17 protein-coding genes are annotated in these 17,211 nt (G+C 31.1%); all 17 read left to right on the forward strand.

What is annotated here, in order from left to right:
* Positions 1 to 8: 8 nt before the first annotated feature.
* Positions 9 to 1,025: a UDP-N-acetylglucosamine 4,6-dehydratase (inverting) gene (pseB, locus tag ACWICE_RS11565; RefSeq protein WP_454298435.1), complete on the forward strand. Its 1,017-nt coding sequence runs from the start codon at positions 9 to 11 to the stop codon at positions 1,023 to 1,025.
* Positions 1,025 to 2,212, forward strand: a complete 1,188-nt coding sequence (gene pseC / locus ACWICE_RS11570) for a UDP-4-amino-4,6-dideoxy-N-acetyl-beta-L-altrosamine transaminase (RefSeq protein ID WP_454298436.1) — start codon at positions 1,025 to 1,027, stop codon at positions 2,210 to 2,212. The genes pseB and pseC overlap by 1 nt, the downstream gene beginning before the upstream one ends.
* Positions 2,202 to 2,891 carry a pseudaminic acid cytidylyltransferase gene (pseF, locus tag ACWICE_RS11575; RefSeq protein ID WP_454298437.1) on the forward strand — a complete coding sequence of 230 codons (690 nt, stop codon included), beginning with the start codon at positions 2,202 to 2,204 and terminating at the stop codon, positions 2,889 to 2,891. The genes pseC and pseF overlap by 11 nt, the downstream gene beginning before the upstream one ends.
* Complete coding sequence (locus ACWICE_RS11580; protein ID WP_454298438.1) at positions 2,878 to 3,894, forward strand: PseG/SpsG family protein; 1,017 nt, start codon at positions 2,878 to 2,880, stop codon at positions 3,892 to 3,894. The genes pseF and ACWICE_RS11580 overlap by 14 nt, the downstream gene beginning before the upstream one ends.
* A complete protein-coding gene (locus ACWICE_RS11585) occupies positions 3,891 to 5,018 on the forward strand; it encodes an ATP-grasp domain-containing protein (RefSeq protein ID WP_454298439.1) in 1,128 nt (375 codons plus the stop codon). Before ACWICE_RS11580 ends, ACWICE_RS11585 begins: the two co-directional genes overlap by 4 nt.
* A complete protein-coding gene (locus tag ACWICE_RS11590) occupies positions 5,015 to 5,920 on the forward strand; it encodes an NAD-dependent epimerase/dehydratase family protein (protein WP_454298440.1) in 906 nt (301 codons plus the stop codon). Before ACWICE_RS11585 ends, ACWICE_RS11590 begins: the two co-directional genes overlap by 4 nt.
* The gene (gene pseI, locus ACWICE_RS11595) at positions 5,907 to 6,902 is read left to right on the forward strand and encodes a pseudaminic acid synthase (RefSeq protein WP_454298441.1); all 996 of its coding nucleotides are present in this window, start codon (positions 5,907 to 5,909) and stop codon (positions 6,900 to 6,902) included. Before ACWICE_RS11590 ends, pseI begins: the two co-directional genes overlap by 14 nt.
* A gap of 5 nt (positions 6,903 to 6,907) precedes the next feature.
* Entirely contained in the window at positions 6,908 to 8,113 is a 1,206-nt protein-coding gene (locus tag ACWICE_RS11600) for a hypothetical protein (protein ID WP_454298442.1), read from the forward strand.
* Positions 8,110 to 9,366 carry a sialidase family protein gene (locus ACWICE_RS11605; protein WP_454298443.1) on the forward strand — a complete coding sequence of 419 codons (1,257 nt, stop codon included), beginning with the start codon at positions 8,110 to 8,112 and terminating at the stop codon, positions 9,364 to 9,366. Before ACWICE_RS11600 ends, ACWICE_RS11605 begins: the two co-directional genes overlap by 4 nt.
* Positions 9,367 to 9,384: 18 nt before the next feature.
* The gene (locus ACWICE_RS11610; RefSeq protein ID WP_454298444.1) at positions 9,385 to 10,830 is read left to right on the forward strand and encodes a lipopolysaccharide biosynthesis protein; all 1,446 of its coding nucleotides are present in this window, start codon (positions 9,385 to 9,387) and stop codon (positions 10,828 to 10,830) included.
* Positions 10,831 to 11,045: 215 nt separating this feature from the next.
* Entirely contained in the window at positions 11,046 to 11,828 is a 783-nt protein-coding gene (locus tag ACWICE_RS11615; protein ID WP_454298445.1) for a hypothetical protein, read from the forward strand.
* A 20-nt stretch (positions 11,829 to 11,848) separates the two neighbouring features.
* Positions 11,849 to 12,940, forward strand: a complete 1,092-nt coding sequence (locus ACWICE_RS11620; RefSeq protein ID WP_454298446.1) for a DUF1972 domain-containing protein — start codon at positions 11,849 to 11,851, stop codon at positions 12,938 to 12,940.
* Complete coding sequence (gene rfbB, locus ACWICE_RS11625) at positions 12,941 to 13,987, forward strand: dTDP-glucose 4,6-dehydratase (RefSeq protein ID WP_454298447.1); 1,047 nt, start codon at positions 12,941 to 12,943, stop codon at positions 13,985 to 13,987.
* Positions 13,988 to 13,993: 6 nt separating this feature from the next.
* Positions 13,994 to 14,536 (forward strand): dTDP-4-dehydrorhamnose 3,5-epimerase, encoded by a 543-nt coding sequence (gene rfbC, locus ACWICE_RS11630; protein ID WP_454298448.1) that lies wholly within the window; start codon positions 13,994 to 13,996, stop codon positions 14,534 to 14,536.
* A 7-nt stretch (positions 14,537 to 14,543) separates the two neighbouring features.
* Complete coding sequence (gene rfbD, locus ACWICE_RS11635) at positions 14,544 to 15,401, forward strand: dTDP-4-dehydrorhamnose reductase (RefSeq protein ID WP_454298449.1); 858 nt, start codon at positions 14,544 to 14,546, stop codon at positions 15,399 to 15,401.
* Positions 15,402 to 15,411: 10 nt separating this feature from the next.
* Positions 15,412 to 16,266, forward strand: coding sequence for a glucose-1-phosphate thymidylyltransferase RfbA (gene rfbA / locus ACWICE_RS11640; RefSeq protein ID WP_454298450.1), 855 nt, complete (start codon positions 15,412 to 15,414; stop codon positions 16,264 to 16,266).
* Positions 16,267 to 16,299: 33 nt separating this feature from the next.
* Positions 16,300 to 17,202: an NAD-dependent epimerase/dehydratase family protein gene (locus ACWICE_RS11645; RefSeq protein ID WP_454298451.1), complete on the forward strand. Its 903-nt coding sequence runs from the start codon at positions 16,300 to 16,302 to the stop codon at positions 17,200 to 17,202.
* The last annotated feature ends 9 nt before the right edge of the window (positions 17,203 to 17,211 follow it).

Consider the following 17,211-nt stretch of genomic DNA (forward strand, 5'->3'; position numbering starts at 1 on the left):
TAAAAAATATGAATTCTTTAGAAAACAAATCAATTTTGATTACCGGCGGGACGGGGTCTTTAGGAAAAGCTTTAACAAAGCATATATTGAAAAATTATCCATCAATAAAAAGATTGGTTATTTTTTCTCGTGATGAGCAAAAACAATTTCAAATGGCTCAAGAGTTTCCTGCAGACAAGTATCCGCAAATTCGCTTTTTTATCGGTGATGTAAGAGATAGAGAAAGGTTGACTAGAGCCTTTAAAGGAGTTGATTATGTAATTCATGCTGCTGCAATGAAACACGTTCCGATTGCAGAATACAATCCAGACGAATGTGTAAAGACCAATATTCATGGCGCTCAAAATGTTATTGATGCTTGTTTTAATACAGAAGTAGAAAGAGTTGTTGCCTTATCTACTGATAAAGCATGTGCTCCTATTAATTTATATGGTGCCACTAAGTTAGCTTCTGATAAATTATTCGTTGCTGCTAATAATATTAGAGGCAATAATCCAATACGCTTTTCTGTTGTCCGTTATGGAAATGTTATGGGATCTAATGGTTCTGTAATTCCATTTTTTATCAATAAGAAAAAAGAAGGTGTATTGCCAATAACAGATGTAAACATGACAAGGTTTAATATTAGTCTTCAAGGAGGTGTGGATATGGTGATGCATGCATTATTTAACGCCTGGGGTGGAGAGATTTTTATTCCCAAAATTCCTTCCTACAAAATTACAGATGTTGCAACAGCTGTGGGGCCAAAATGTGAGCAAAAAGTTGTTGGCATTCGTCCAGGAGAAAAAGTTCATGAAGAAATGATTACTCCTTCCGATTCTTTCTACACCTATGATTTAGGTAAATATTATACGATTCTACCCTCTGTTCCAAAATGGAGTTTAAATGAATTTTTAAAGTCATTTAATGGTTCAAAAGTTGAAGAAGGATTTGCCTATAATTCAGGAGATAATACAGAATGGGAAACAGTAGAAGGCCTACGTCAATTAATTAAAGAACACGTTGATCCAACATTTGAAGTATAATGGAAAAGAAAATAATACCATACGGTAAGCAAAATATAACTGAAGAAGATATTAAAGTTGTTATTGAAACTTTAAAATCTGATTATTTAACACAAGGTCCTAAAATTAAGGAATTTGAAGATAATTTTGCTGAATATGTTGGGGCAAAATATGCTGTTGCTGTGGCAAATGGGACTGCTGCACTTCATCTTTGTGCATTAGCACTAGACGTAAAGCCGGGTGACAAAGTAATCACAACACCAATAACATTTGCTGCGTCTGCAAATTGTGTACGCTATTGCGGAGGAGAAATTGTATTTGGCGATATTGACCCCAAAACATATTTATTAGACATCAATTCTGTTAAAAAACTTTTGGAGAACGCTCCAAAAGGTACCTATAAAGGAATAATTCCGGTTGATTTTGCTGGCCGAGCTGTCAATCTAGAAGAGTTTAAAAATTTGGCAAAACAATATGACCTTTGGATAATTGAGGACGCTTGTCATGCACCAGGCGGTTATTTTATTGATAACCATGGAAAAAAACAACTTTGCGGAAATGGAAATTATGCAGAATTAGCAATTTTCTCTTTCCATCCAGTAAAACATATTGCATCTGGTGAAGGTGGTATGATTACAACAAATGATGAAAAATTGTATAATAAACTTATGCAATTAAGAACTCATGGCATTGTTAAGAATGATCAGTTATATACTAATTCAATAGAATTTGCAGGAGGAATTGATCAATATCCTGGATGGTATATGGAAATGCAAACATTAGGTTATAATTATAGAATTACTGACTTTCAAGCAGCATTAGGAAATAGTCAATTAGAACGTGCAGACCAAGGTTTGACCAGAAGAAGAGAAATTGCGAAGATTTATGAAGATGCATTTCGAAATAAGTCGTTTGTACATGGAATGTCTGGGTCAATTGAAGGCCATGCATATCATCTCTATATTTTAGAAGTTGAGAATAGATTGGGGTTATATAATTATTTAAGGACTAAAAATATTTTTGCTCAAATCCATTATATCCCTTGTCATTTAATGCCATATTATAGAGGCCTTGGTTGGAATGAAGGGGATAGGCCTTATTCAGAAAGTTATTATAAAAAGTGTATAAGTTTGCCAATGTATCCAACTTTCAGTGATGAAGATTTGAAATATGTTATTTCAGAGATAAATCATTTTTATGAAAAATAATCTTTGCATAATTCCTGCCAGAGGTGGGAGTAAAAGAATTCCAAGAAAGAATATCAAAGAATTCTTGGGATCTCCTATTATTTCTTATTCAATTAGAGCGGCAATTAATTCAAATTTATTTGATGAGATTATTGTCTCTACTGACGACAAAGAAATTGCAGATGTAGCAAATCAATTTGGTGCTAAGGTGCCTTTTTTTAGATCTGAAACAACTTCCAATGATTTTGCAACATTGTCTGATGTTATTGAAGAGGTAAAATCATATTATATTGGTAAGAAAGAGAATTTTAAAAATATTTGCTGTTTATTAGCAACAGCTCCTTTTGTTTCACCGGAACTTTTGACTGTCCATTATGAATACATGATTAACAATAATTGTGATTCTGTGAGGCCAATTGTCAAATTTGGATTTCCAATTCAACGTGCTTTGAGAAATAAGGGGGGTAAAATTGAAATGTTCGATCCACAATATTTAAAAGCACGGTCCCAAGATCTTGAACCAGCATATCATGATGCTGGAATGTTTTATTGGATGGGATTTGAGAAAGGATTATTAGGAGAAAATAAAGCAGGTATAGAAATATCTGAAAAATTTGCTCAAGATATTGATACTATTGAAGATTGGGATTTAGCGGAATTTAAATTTAAGTATTTAGAAAAGGCAAATGTTAATAGATAAAATTGTCATTAGGTTGGATGCTGGCCAGAGATTTGGATTAGGGCACCTGTCAAGGTGTATCTCCTTAGTACAAGGTTTCAAAAGTGAAAATTCTATTTTTATCATTAAAACTGACAGTTTAAATTTGGTAAAAACATATCTTAAAAACACTTTAAATTTACCTTTCACATTAATTCCCTTAGATGTAGAAATTGGATTAAATGAAGAAATAAATCTATTAGAGAAGCATTGTGTTGAAAACACTTTATTGATTTTAGACCATTATGAAGCAACTGAAGAATATCAAATAGAAATAAAGAAGAGAAATATTTCTTGGTTACAATTGGATTCTCATGCGAAAGTTAATTTTCTAGCGAATTGGGTAATGCATGGAAGTCCAGGGGCTACGACAGATTTATATGAACCTCTTCGAAAATGTCCTAACACTCGTTTTCTTTTAGGTCCAAAATATTGCATTATAAAAGATCAGTTGAAAATGCAAAAAGATAAAAGAAGGTTGAGAACAAATTTGAAGAATATAGTAATTTGTTTCGGAGGAGGTGAAGACGGTGGGGCAACTTTAGAATGTCTTAAAAGTTTAGATTTTCAATTATTTAGTGATATCGAATTTTCAGTGATAATAAATCCAGTTAATTCTGATTATGAAGAAATATGTCTTTTTGAAAAGGAAGGATTAATCAGAATTTATGATCAGTATCGACTTACAGAATTGATGATATTATCTGATTTGGGATTAATTGCTCCTGGCATGATGAGCTATGAATCTGCTTTTTTAGGGTTGCCAATGATACTGATTTCTATAGCAGATAACCAGTTTATTAATGCAGTTTCTTGGGAAAAAAGAGGCTGTGCAATGAATGTCGGTGGGGTGGAAAATATATCGTTAAAAATTAATAATTATATAAATCACTGCAAGGACGCTTTATATGAAATGTCGGCTAATTGCCTTACTTTAGTAGATGGCAGGGGTGTGGAAAGAATTGTAAATGAAATTAAAAAATGAAAAAAGCATTAATTCTAGGTACAAACGCTGGACAAGCGGATATAATCAATTTCCTAAATGAGAAAGGTTGGGAAACGCATGCTTGTGGTTATAAAATGGAAGGACCGGGATGTGAATTGGCACATCAGTTTCATCTAGTAAATACCACTGACATTGCAGCAGTAAAAGAGCTGGCAACAAATCTTAATGTTGATATTATTTATTCTGTTTCATCAGACTCAGCAATAACTTCTGCAACAAAAGCATCAGAAGAATTAGGATTACCCCATTTATTGAATGGTAAGTTAATAGATCTATTTAATAATAAACATGAGTTTAGAGATTTTTTAAATAAACACGATATTGGTTTTACCAACTATACTGTAGTTACAAAAGAAAACTTAGAAAGTTTTACCTGGGATTTATTTCCATGTGTAGTTAAACCTACGAATTCACAAGGACAAAGAGGAGTACAGTTAATTCATGATAAGGAGAGTCTTTCAAATGCTTTATTGGTTGCTTTTAAGTCAGGAAATGATCAAGAAGCAATAATTGAAGAATATTTAGACGGGAATGAATTTTCGACTAATGTTGTTGTTCAAAATGGCCGTATTGTTTTAAATGAATTTAGTGATAGAATTGTATTTGGTAAAGAATACTTTGGATTACCAAAAGGACATAGGATTCCAATCACATATATAAATAATAATCAATTGGAAACCGCGAAAATCTATGTTCAAAAAATTATTGAAAATCTCGATATCAAAGATGCAGTTCTTTATATCCAAATGAAATTAAAAGATAATGAACCTAGGGTAATTGAAATTGCACCACGATTAGATGGTTGTCATATTTGGAGGTTAATAAAACATGTAAGAGAGGTTGACTTAAGGGAATTAGCAATTAAATGTTTGCTTAAGGAAAATATTGATATAAAACCAAATCTGAGTTTTGCTGGACAAAGTGTTTTGGAATTTTATCACTTACCAACAATTGAGAAGTTTGAAATAGCTAAATTGCCGACAAAAGAAGGTCTAAAATTTAATGAATACAGATATAAGGATGGAGAATCTATCGTTCCAATAAATGGAAAACTGGAAGTTGTTGGGTATTGTATCTTCGATGAAAAACAGGTTTCTGAATGAGAATTTTAATTACAGGTGCCACTGGCTTTTTAGGCAAGAATTTGACAAAATTTTTGACGGCAAAAGATCATGAAGTTACAGTTTTAGGTAGAGATGAAAGAAAATTAAGAAATATTTTTAACGAAGGATCTATAATTATAAAAAAGACAGACTATTCATTTAATAGTATTAAACAATTAACTGAAAATCAAGAAATTATAATTCATTTGGCATCTCAATTAATGAATCGAGATACCCATCCTTTGAAAATATCTGATTTCCAAGATAATATTCAAATTGTTGAAAATTTAATTATCTCGTGTTCAGAAAATAACATAAAAAAATTTATTAATACTTCTTCAATAAGTGTATATCCCCGTGAAAATAACTTACAGGAAGATCGGGAAACCTCACCATGGAATATTTATGGAGTTAGTAAAGCAAATATTGATACTTATTTAAATTATATTCAGAATAAAATAAAGACTCATATTGTATCACTAAGACTTGCAAGGCTCTATGGATATGGTGAAAGGAGTGGGTTGGTTTTTACCGATTTCGTTACTAAAGCCCTCAATAAGGAAACATTAATGATATCAGGTGAAGGAAAATCAACTATTGAATATATCTATATACAGGATGTATTGGAAGTAATAAATGATTTTATTGAGAACAATGAATGTAAAGGAATTTACAATGTAGGAAGTGGTTATTCATATACAATATTAGAAATAGCAACAGCTATTAATGAGGTGTTTGAAAATCGAGGGAATATTGAGCATATCTCTGATGGTATTGAGGAAACCAGAGGAAGTGTGATGGATATAACAAAAATAAAATCAGAATTGAATTGGTTCCCTAAATGGGATTTAATTAAATCTTTGAACGATATTAAAATTAAGATTGAAAATGAAAGAAAATAGTACGTTTATCATTGCAGAACTTTCAGCAAATCATAACAACGATTTGGATTTAGCTCTAAAAACTGTAAAGGCTGCTGCAGAATCTGGAGCGGATGCTATTAAAGTTCAAACATATACTGCAGATTCATTAGCATTAGATGTCGATAATGAATATTTTGGGCCAAAGAAGGAAGGGCTTTGGAAAGGAATCAGACCATATGATTTGTATAAAGAAGCTGCATTACCTTACGAATGGCATGTTAAAATACAAAAATATGCGTCTGAATTAGGGATTATTTTCTTTAGTTCTCCATTTGATCTTGATGCAGTAGATTTTTTAGAAAAATTAAATGTGCCACTCTATAAAATTGCGTCATTTGAAATAACTGATATTCCTTTAATAAGATATACAGCTACAAAGGGTAAACCGATGATTATTTCCACAGGCGTTGCTAGTATTGAAGATATAGATCTAGCCTTAAAGGCTTGCAAAGATGAAGGAAATGATGATATTACTTTATTGAAATGTACTTCTCAATATCCTGCACAAATAGCAGATGCAAATATGAACACAATTCCAGACATGCGGGATCGTTTTGGTGTGAATGTTGGTTTATCTGATCATACCATGGGAAGTATTGTGCCAGTTACAGCTACAGCTTTAGGAGCTACTGTAATTGAAAAACATTTTATTTTGGATAGATCATTAGGGGGGGCAGATTCTAGTTTTTCTATGGAACCAAATGAATTTAAGGATATGGTTGATCAAGTTCGTTTTGTTGAACAGGCTTTAGGTAGAATTAAATATGATATCAATGAAAAAGACATGTATAAAAGAAGGTCGCTTTTTGCAATCAAAGATATCGAAGAAGGGGAAATTATTACCAATGAAAATGTTAAATCATTGCGACCGGGTATAGGATTGCACCCCGTTTTTTTAGGAGATATTTTAGGTAAACCTTCAAAATGGAAACACCTAAAAGGTGATCCATTTCGTTATTAATATTTATGTCGATAAATAAAAACTTAGGGACAATTGCATCCTATCTTTGGACAATTTTTTTGTTTTTATCATTCCATCCATTTATTCTTTGGATTGTTTGGCCTGGCCTTGTAACTTTTCCTGTATATATTAGTATTTATATATTAACGCTTTTATTATTATCAAGAAAAGAATTAGTCTTTACTCATAAAAGGGTGTTTCTATTTGTAATAATTTTAGCATTTGCTTTTCAAATTACATTGCCAATTTTTACGTCCAATTTGGACATTGGAAAGTTAATGTCTTTAATGACATTTTCTCTTTTTACTTTTTACCCAAACAGTGTTTATCTACAGGTCTTTAATAGATTTAGGAAATTGATGATTTTGTTTGCTATATCCTCAATAGTACTTTTTGTTCTATTATTGTTAAATATTGACCTACCATATTATCGAATTGAAGGTTTCACACTTCCTATGGCTGGAGGAGACTATTATAGGTTATATGGGTTTATTGTGTCTTCAACAAATACTTTATATAATTTTGGAGGATTAACATTTGCACGTGCTTGTGGACCTTTTTTGGAACCGGGACATTTTGGGATCTATTTAGGTTTAGTGTTATGTGGAGAGAAAATATTAATTGGTAAAACTAATTTATGGTTAAATATTGCAGGCTTTTTTACATTTTCACCAGCCTTTATTCTTATTTTTTTATTGCTTATTTTTTATGATTTTATCGTCCTAAAGCAATTTAAAAACCTAAAGGTGTATTTAATTATTTTATTGTCTATTGTAATCTTAATATTAAATATCAGTCCTGAGATGAGAGAGAACATTTGGTATTTAGCTGTTGATAGAAATGTTGAGAGTGAAGGTGATAGTGTTTGGGATGATCGTTCTGATCAAAACGCGAGAGTATTATATGATAAATTGTCAAAAACTCCTGAAATAATTGTTGGGAAGGGTACCGAATTTTTAGCAGATATTGGTATGTTATCGGACTTGAGAGGATTTATTCTAAAACATGGTTTACTTGGATTATTTTTATCATTTCTTATCTGTATTGTAATTCTGTCTAGAGCTAAGAAATTGAGTCAACTTTGGATTTACTTGCCTGTAATAGTTTTAGTTTTTTCTCATAGATCATGGATGTTTGAAGCAGCATATATTTATATGTTAATTTCAATTATAATTAGTGGAAGTATTCAACAATCATCTAAATTAATATGAAAGAGAAAGTTTTTTTGTTTGGAGTAGGGTTAGCCCTCGTATTAATATCTTTATATTTTATAAAATTAGATAAGACTGATAAAATTATCAACACCATTGAGGATAATGAAATACCTAAAGACACCTCGGGTTTTGACCAAAAGGTGTTTACTTCATTAACAAATCAAAATGAAGATTCTATAAGCAAAAATAAGGTTAAAATTTCAGATAGCGTCAAGGATGATTTTAATGATAGCATTAAAAAGACAAAAACAAATACCTCGGAGGGTACAATTCCGACTAAAAGAATAGAAAAGAGAGTTTTTGGTTTGTCGGATGTATCTGTTAAAATATTAAGTGTTAAAAAAGTTTGGGATAAAGGCGGGCATAATGCATTTACAGGATTAGCTAAATATAAAGGTTATTGGTTTTGCGTTTTCAGAGAAGGTTCTGACCATTTGGGTAGAGACGGATCCATTCGGATTATCAAGTCCGCAGATGGTGCAAATTGGCATTCAATAGGTAATGTTTTGTCTGTTGAAGGACATGATTTAAGAGATCCTAATATTATTACCAACGGAAATGGGGAGTTAACAATAATGGCAGTCTCTCGTTACAATAGAGGAAAAGAAAACGCTCATCATTCATATACATGGATATCTAAAGATGGAAATAATTGGAATGGACCATTTGATGACGATTCTGCAACCGATACTTGGAGATGGGCAGGAGTGAAAAAAAGTAGTGAGATTTATAGTATAGCATATTCAGGAAAAGATGTAAGAGGTTCAGTTTATAAAACAAACGATGGCAAAAAATGGTCAAAAGTTTCAGGTAATATTTTTCCAGACATTAAAAGTTATCCAAATGAATCCTCTTTAACTTTTTTGAGTGACGGGACCTTGGTTTCAATAGTTAGGCAAGATCGAGGTCGAAAAAATGCCTTACTCGGCTTAGCTAAGTCTCCTTATAACAAGTGGCAATGGAAGGATTTAGGAATGAGTATTGGTAGCCCAGAAACTGTATTATTATCTGACAGATATCTTTTAGCTTGTGTTAAACTTTTTGGAGGAAGAAATCGAACATCAGTTTGTGTGATTGACATTAATACTGGTGAATTAAAGGAAATTGAAAAATTGCCATCAGGAGGGGATACAGGTTATGCAAAAATTGTAAGTAACGGAATTGAAAATCAATATTTAATTAGTTATCATTCCTCTCATGAAGGTAAAACATCTATATACATAGCTAAGATTCAAATAAGTATTACTTAAATAGGAGTTTTTATCAATATGTTAAAAAAAATATTTAGTAACCCTTCTGTGCTATATCTATTAACTAGATATCTAACTTATGCGATACAATTTTTTAATTCAATTTTTATTGCGGTTATCTTAGGCCCTTCATATTTAGCGATTTGGGGTTTCATTTTATTAGTTTTGCAATATTTTGCTCAAATAAATTTAGGAATTCCACACTCACTAAATGCTATTATATCTGTTAATAAATCCCGTGTTAAGTATGTAAGACTAGTATTTAATAATAGCGTATTTCTAGTTATCATTATATCTTTAATTATTATAATGCTAACCACTTTGTCTTATTATTTTGATTATGACATTGGTGATAAATATGATTTTTCCCAATATGCTTTAATGGTTATAATTATTGCAATTATGACATATTTTATTCAAATTTTTTCAAATTTGTTTAGAGTTTTTAATAAAATATTTGAGGTCGCGTTCAGTCAATCTTTATTTCCATTCTTGATGATTATTTGTGTATTTATTTGGAAAGGCGATACTTTAATTGAAAATTTGCTTTATGCTAATGTTTTGAGTTGTTTTGTTTCATTAATATTATTTGTAATAAGATGTCCAATTGAATTACGTATTCAATTTAATACTTCTATAATTCAAAAGATACTCGTTCGAGGAATCTATTTATTCCTTTATAATTCATCATTTTACCTCATTATGATGTCTTCAAGAACTTTTATTTCAGGCTTTTTTAGTCAAGTTGAGTTTGGATATTTTACCTTTGCATTTACTGTCGCTTCTGCAATATTATTATTGTTAGAAGCAGTTAATTTTTTAGTCTATCCAAAAGTTTTGAATAAATTAGGGAATTCTTCAATTGAAGACTCTTCAAGAACAATTAATTCAATAAGGGAGGTTTATATAATATCTTCATATTTTTTAATTTTTTTTGCAATAGTATTGTTTCCAATATTTGTTTTTGTTTTCCCCCAATATACTAATTCAATTCAAGCATTTCGGTTAATTTCTTTAACCTTAGCTCTTTATACAAGTTGTTTTGGTTATTCAAGCTTGTTAATATCTAGAGGTAGAGAGAAAAGTTTAGGTTTATTTGCTTTTTTTACCCTTATTATAAACGTATTACTTTCATTGTTTTTCATTAAAGTTTGTGGTTTCCCTTTTGCGTTAGCAATTCTTTCTACAACAATATCCTACTTATTTTATTTAATCACTCTAAATTACTATGGACAGAAAGAATTAAATCCAAAAATACCTTTTTATAACACAGTAAAATTAGGATTTCCTTATTCTATTTTTATCCCTTATATTTTGATGTTGGTATTTTCAATAATTGGTTTGGACGCTTATATTTTTGTACTGCCCTTAATAATTTTTATATACTTGAACAAAAATGCAATTAGAAATCTTATTAAAGTAGGTATGTCGATAATTACAAATCCAAGTTTCTTTAAATTTTAATTTATTTAGATAAAATTTTGAAAATGTTTAATATGCAATATAATGTTTTTATCGCCAATACACCTTTTCAGTTGTATGTAATAGATATTTTAATTAATAGGTTTTTTAAAGATGATAGGAATCTAGTTTTTTCTACAACAGGTAGATTTATCCAGGAGAATTGCAGTTATGAAACTTTCATTATACGAAGGTCTTTTTTCAAAACAATTTATGATTTGAAAGAATTTAAGTCAAAAATAGACGAATTATTAGACCATAATCTTCATTTTTTTGTTCCCCATGTAAATAATCTACTTAGTTACTATTGTTATTATTTATCGTTAGAGAACCCCAATTTAGGAATTAATGTTTTTTATGAAGGTTTAGCATTATTTTATGATCCCAAAATAAGAGTTAAGAAATTAACAATTTTGAAACGTAAAATTATGTCTAATTTAATAGGTTTGAATTATAAATATATTGAATCATTATTTCCTAAAGAATTAAGAGAACTTGCTAAAGTTTATTCGCCATCAATTGAATTTACAAGCCCTTTCAAACAGGTTTGTGAATTTGAATTTCCTATTAAATTTGATTTAAATAATAAAGTACTAGGGAATAGCCAGAAGAGTTTAATTCTGGGTTGTCCTCTTATGAACAATGAACAAATGGAAAAAACATTTGATACTATATGTAGAGTTTATAATTTAAATACAGATGAAAACTATCTTTTTAAACCCCATTTTGAGGCTTTAAAAGGAGCAATAAGTGAATTAAAACAATTTATTTCTAATCATAAATATCCTATCGAAATTTTGGAGGGGAAAAAAAATATGCCAATTGAATTGTTAATTGAGGAAGGCCTTAATATAAATAATATTCATTCTATATATATTTCTAGCGCATTAATAAATTTAAAGTTAATGTTTGGCAATTCAATGCAAATTTATGTTTACAATGTACCCAAAAACAAGAAAATTAAAGAGATTTCTGAGAAGTTAGGGATTGTTTTTTGTTAAAGTTTAATTTAATTAAAATTATGAAAAATCATAAAAGAAAATCTATTGCAATTATTGGCACTAATGGTTTGCCTGGTAGATATGGCGGTTGGGATCAATTGATGAATCATTTAACAAGTCAATTGCGAGAAAAGCTTGATTTTCACGTATATACAAGCTCACATAATGCTGTGCCTGGAATTAAAGAAGTTAATGGTTCTAAGCTAATAATTGTACCTTTAAAAGCCAACGGTTGGCAAAGTGTTCCATATGATGCAATTTCCTTATTTCATGCTGTATTTAAGTATGATATCTTGTTGGTACTTGGAACATCGGGATGTATTGTATTACCAATTATTCGATTATTTGGAAAAAAAGTCGTATTGAATCCAGATGGAGCAGAATGGAAAAGAGGGAAATGGTCAAAACCCGTAAAATGGTTTTTAAAGATTTCAGAAAAAATTGGTATAAAATTCGCACATACCGTTATTTCTGATAACAAAGTTATCCAAGATTACATTAAAGAAGAATATAAAGTTGATGCTAAATTGATTGAATACGGAGGAGATAATGTTAGACAAGTTCCAATTTCTGAATCAACTTTAAAGAAATATGGAATAGAATCTGGAAAGTATGCATTTAAGGTTTGTCGAATTGAACCAGAAAATAATATTGATTTAATTGTTGAGGCATTTTCCACTATGAATACGCCTCTTGTGTTAATTGGGAATTGGAATTTTAGCGATTATGGTAAAAATGTAAGGGAAAAGTATAAAGCTTCTGACAATTTAAGACTTTTGGATCCTATTTATGATCAAGAGCAGTTAGATGAATTAAGAGGTAATTGCGGAATATATATTCACGGTCATAGTGTAGGTGGGACTAATCCATCTTTGGTTGAAGCAATGAACCTTGGTTTATGTTGTGCAGTTTTTGATGTGTCTTATAATAGAGAAACTACCGAAAATTCAGCAGTATATTTTAATAGTTCGAATTCTCTTAAAAAAATTGTAGATGATTTTGAGTCAGGGCTTTTGGATTCCCAAGTATACGGAAACGCTATGCTTGAAATAGCTAAAAGACGTTATTATTGGGAACGAATTGTTAATGAATATTATCTAACTTTTATATAAATGAAAACTATTTTAATCACGGGGGGGGCTGGGTTTATCGGGTCTCATGTAGTTAGGGAATTTGTTCAAAAATATCCTGATTATCAAATTATAAATTTAGATGCATTAACATATGCTGGAAATTTAGAAAATCTTATTGATATTCAGGATTCTCTAAATTATACTTTTGTTAAAGCAGATATTACTGATGCAAATAGAATTAATTCTATCTTCCAAAAATATAGACCAGATGGCATCATTCATTTAGCAGCTGAATCACATGTTGATCGTTCAATTACAGATCCATCGGCTTTTGTAATGACCAATGTTATCGGAACTGTAAATCTTTTGAATGCTGCAAAAGAACTTTGGAAAGATGATTTTGCTGGGAAAAGATTCCATCATGTGTCAACAGATGAGGTTTATGGTACCTTAGGTGAAACGGGACTTTTTGCAGAAGATACCGCTTATGATCCACATTCACCTTATTCGGCTTCAAAGGCTTCTTCAGATCACTTTGTAAGAGCTTATCACGATACTTATGGACTACCTGTACTTATTACAAACTGTTCCAATAATTATGGGCCAAATCATTTTCCCGAGAAGTTGATACCTTTATGTATTCATAATATTCTTAATAATAAACCTCTTCCAATATATGGGGATGGTAAATTTACTAGGGATTGGTTATTTGTAAAAGATCATGCAAGAGCTATTGATTTAGTTTATCACAATGGCGTTTTAGGAGATTCTTACAATGTAGGGGGATTTAATGAATGGCAAAATATAGACTTAGTGAAAGAACTATGTAAGCAAATGGACGATAAATTAAACAGGGATCCAGGAACTTCAGCTCAATTGATCACTTTTGTAAAGGATAGGCCAGGCCATGATTTGAGATATGCCATTGATGCGTCTAAAATTAATCAAGAATTAGGTTATAAACCTTCGGTAACTTTTGAGGAAGGTCTTTCGCAAACAATTGATTGGTTCTTGAATAATCAAGATTGGCTCGATCATGTTACTTCAGGCGATTATCAAAATTATTATAAAAAACAATATTCTTAAAGATAAATGAAAGCCACAGAAACTAAGTTAAAGGGATGTTTTATAATAGAACCCTCAGTTTATGAAGATTCGAGAGGATATTTCTTTGAAGCCTATAATCAAGTTAAGTTAAAGGAACTTATAGGTCTGGACCCTATCTTTATACAAGATAATCAATCGAATTCTACTTATGGTGTTGTTAGGGGCTTACATCAACAAACTGGCGAGTTTGCTCAAGCAAAATTAGTTCGTGTGTTGGAAGGCAAGGTACTGGATGTTGCAGTAGATGTTAGAGAAGGTTCGGAAACCTATGGAGAATATGTAGCAGTTGAACTTTCAGAAGAGAATAGACTACAATTATTTATTCCAAGGGGATTTTTACATGGCTTTGCTGTGCTTTCAGAAAAAGCAACTTTCTATTACAAATGCGATAATATATACAATAAAGAATATGAAGACGGGGTAAACCCTTTGGATGAGATTTTAGCTATTGATTGGAAAATACCTTTCGCTAAAATAATATTATCAGATAAAGATATGGTTGCTAGACCCTTTAACGAAAAACGATAAATTTTATATGCAACGGATACTTGTCACAGGGGTAAATGGTCAATTAGGCTCAGAACTAAAAATTTTATTGAATTCTGAAACAGAATTTGAAACCAGCTATTTGTCAAGATTAGAATTACCTTTGGAAAACACTGATAATATTGAAGCAGTATTAACGGATTACAAACCTGAAATTATTATTCATTCTGCAGCATATACTGCTGTTGATAGAGCCGAAAGTGAACCAGAAATTGCTGATAAGGTTAATCACCTTGCTAGTATTGAAATTGCAAAGTATTGTAGGTCAAATGGATGTAGATTGATTGCTATTTCAACAGATTATGTTTTTGATGGTAATTCAAATGTTGCTTTAAATGAAACTGCAGAGGTTGGTCCCATAAATGTTTATGGGAAAACAAAATTGTTGGGTGAGAATGGAATTCAAGAAATATTGCCAACTTCAATAATAATCCGAACTTCCTGGGTTTATTCAGTATATGGCAATAATTTTGTAAAAACAATGATTCGTTTAATGAAAGAGAGAGACGAAATTTCAGTTATTAATGATCAAATTGGATCTCCAACTTATGCCAGAGATCTTGCTATAGCAATTTTGAAAATTATTAAATCAGGAAAATGGATAGGTGGAATTTATCATTTTTCGAATGAAGCAGAAATTTCTTGGCATGATTTTGCACTAGAAATCAAAAACATTCAAGGATTCAGGACTAAAATCAATGCGATAACAACAACATCCTATCCTACTCCTGCTAGAAGACCGAAATTTTCTCTTTTGGATACAGGGAAAATCAAAGAAACTTATGGTGTTGAGGTTCCGTACTGGAAAGATAGTTTGAAAGAAATGATTGATTTATTAAATAACTAAAAACTATTATATGAAAGGAATAATTTTAGCTGGAGGTTCGGGAACAAGGCTTCATCCTTTAACATTGGCCGTATCAAAACAATTATTGCCGGTGTATGATAAGCCAATGATATATTATCCTCTTTCAACATTAATGTTGGCGGGGATAAATGAAATTCTGATTATATCAACTCCACAGGATCTTCCAAATTTTGAAAAACTATTAGGTGATGGTTCGCAAATAGGATGTAAATTTTCTTATATTCAACAACCTTCACCAGATGGATTGGCTCAGGCATTTATTTTAGGAGCTGATTTTATAGGCAATGATAAAGTAGCCTTGATATTAGGTGATAATATTTTTTATGGATCCGGAATGTCAAAATTATTGCAATCATGTGCTAATCCTGAGGGGGGGTATGTCTTTGCATATCCAGTCCATGATCCTGAAAGGTATGGTGTCGTTGAGTTTGATGTGAATAAAAATGTAGTGTCAATAGAGGAGAAGCCAATAGAACCAAAGTCGAATTACGCCGTTCCAGGCCTTTACTTTTACGATAATGAGGTTGTTCGGATAGCCAAATCGATCAAACCTTCTCATCGAGGTGAGTTGGAAATTACTGATGTAAATAAAGAGTATTTAAAACGTGGAAAATTAAAGGTTGGAGTTTTTGATAGAGGTACAGCCTGGTTGGACACTGGTACTATTCAATCTTTAATGCAAGCAAGTCAGTTTGTACAAGTGATTGAGGAGAGACAAGGCATGAAGATTGGGGCAATTGAAGAGGTTGCATATAGAATGGGTTATATCTCCAAACAACAACTATGGGATGTAGCTAATCCATTGAAAAAAAGTGGTTATGGAGAATATCTTCAAAAATTATAGTGTTTTAAATAGAAACAAGGTTAAGAGTTTTTTATGGAAATAATAATTACCGGAAAATCAGGTTTTGTTAGTAAATATTTTCAAGCCAATCTCGACCGTTCCTTAGGCAATATTATTTCAATTTCTGTAAGAAACGAAGGTTGGAAAAGTACAATTCCTAGTTCAGCAAATGTATTGATTCATCTTGCAGGGAAGGCACATGATACATTAAATACATCTTCGGCTCAGGAATATTTTAAAATAAATCGTGATTTGTCTATAGAACTATTTGATTATTTTTTATTGTCAGAAATAAAGGATTTCTTTTATTTCAGTTCTGTAAAAGCAGCAGCAGATAGTGTAAAGGGGGAGTTGACAGAAAAAGATACTCCTAATCCGGAAACACCATATGGAAAATCTAAATTAGAGGCAGAAGAATATATGCTAACGAAACATCTACCTCCAAATAAAAGACTTTTTATAGTACGACCGTGTATGATCCATGGCCCTGGGAATAAAGGAAACTTAAATTATCTATATCATTTAGTTAAAAAAGGTATTCCATGGCCCCTTGGTCAATTTGATAATAAGAGGTCTTTTTTAAATATCGGAAATTTGTGTTTTGTAATTGAGAACATGATTAGGAATAAAAACCTAAATTCAGGAGTATATAACGTAGCTGATGACGATGCAATCTCTACAAATGATTTAATAAGAATTATTTCTAAAAATCTTGGAAAGAAAACCGTTATTTGGAATTTAAATAGAAGTTTGGTTGAAAAAATAGCGAAAGTTGGAGATATGGTTTCTCTTCCATTAAATTCTGAAAGACTTAAAAAGTTAACTGAGTCTTATGTTGTATCCAATGAAAAGTTGAAGGCTGGACTCAAAATTAAAAATCTACCTATTTCAGTAGAAGAAGGTTTGGACACAACTATTAAATCATTTAATTCATAAAGTATTATA

Source organism: Sphingobacterium sp. NPDC055346, assembly GCF_053645235.1.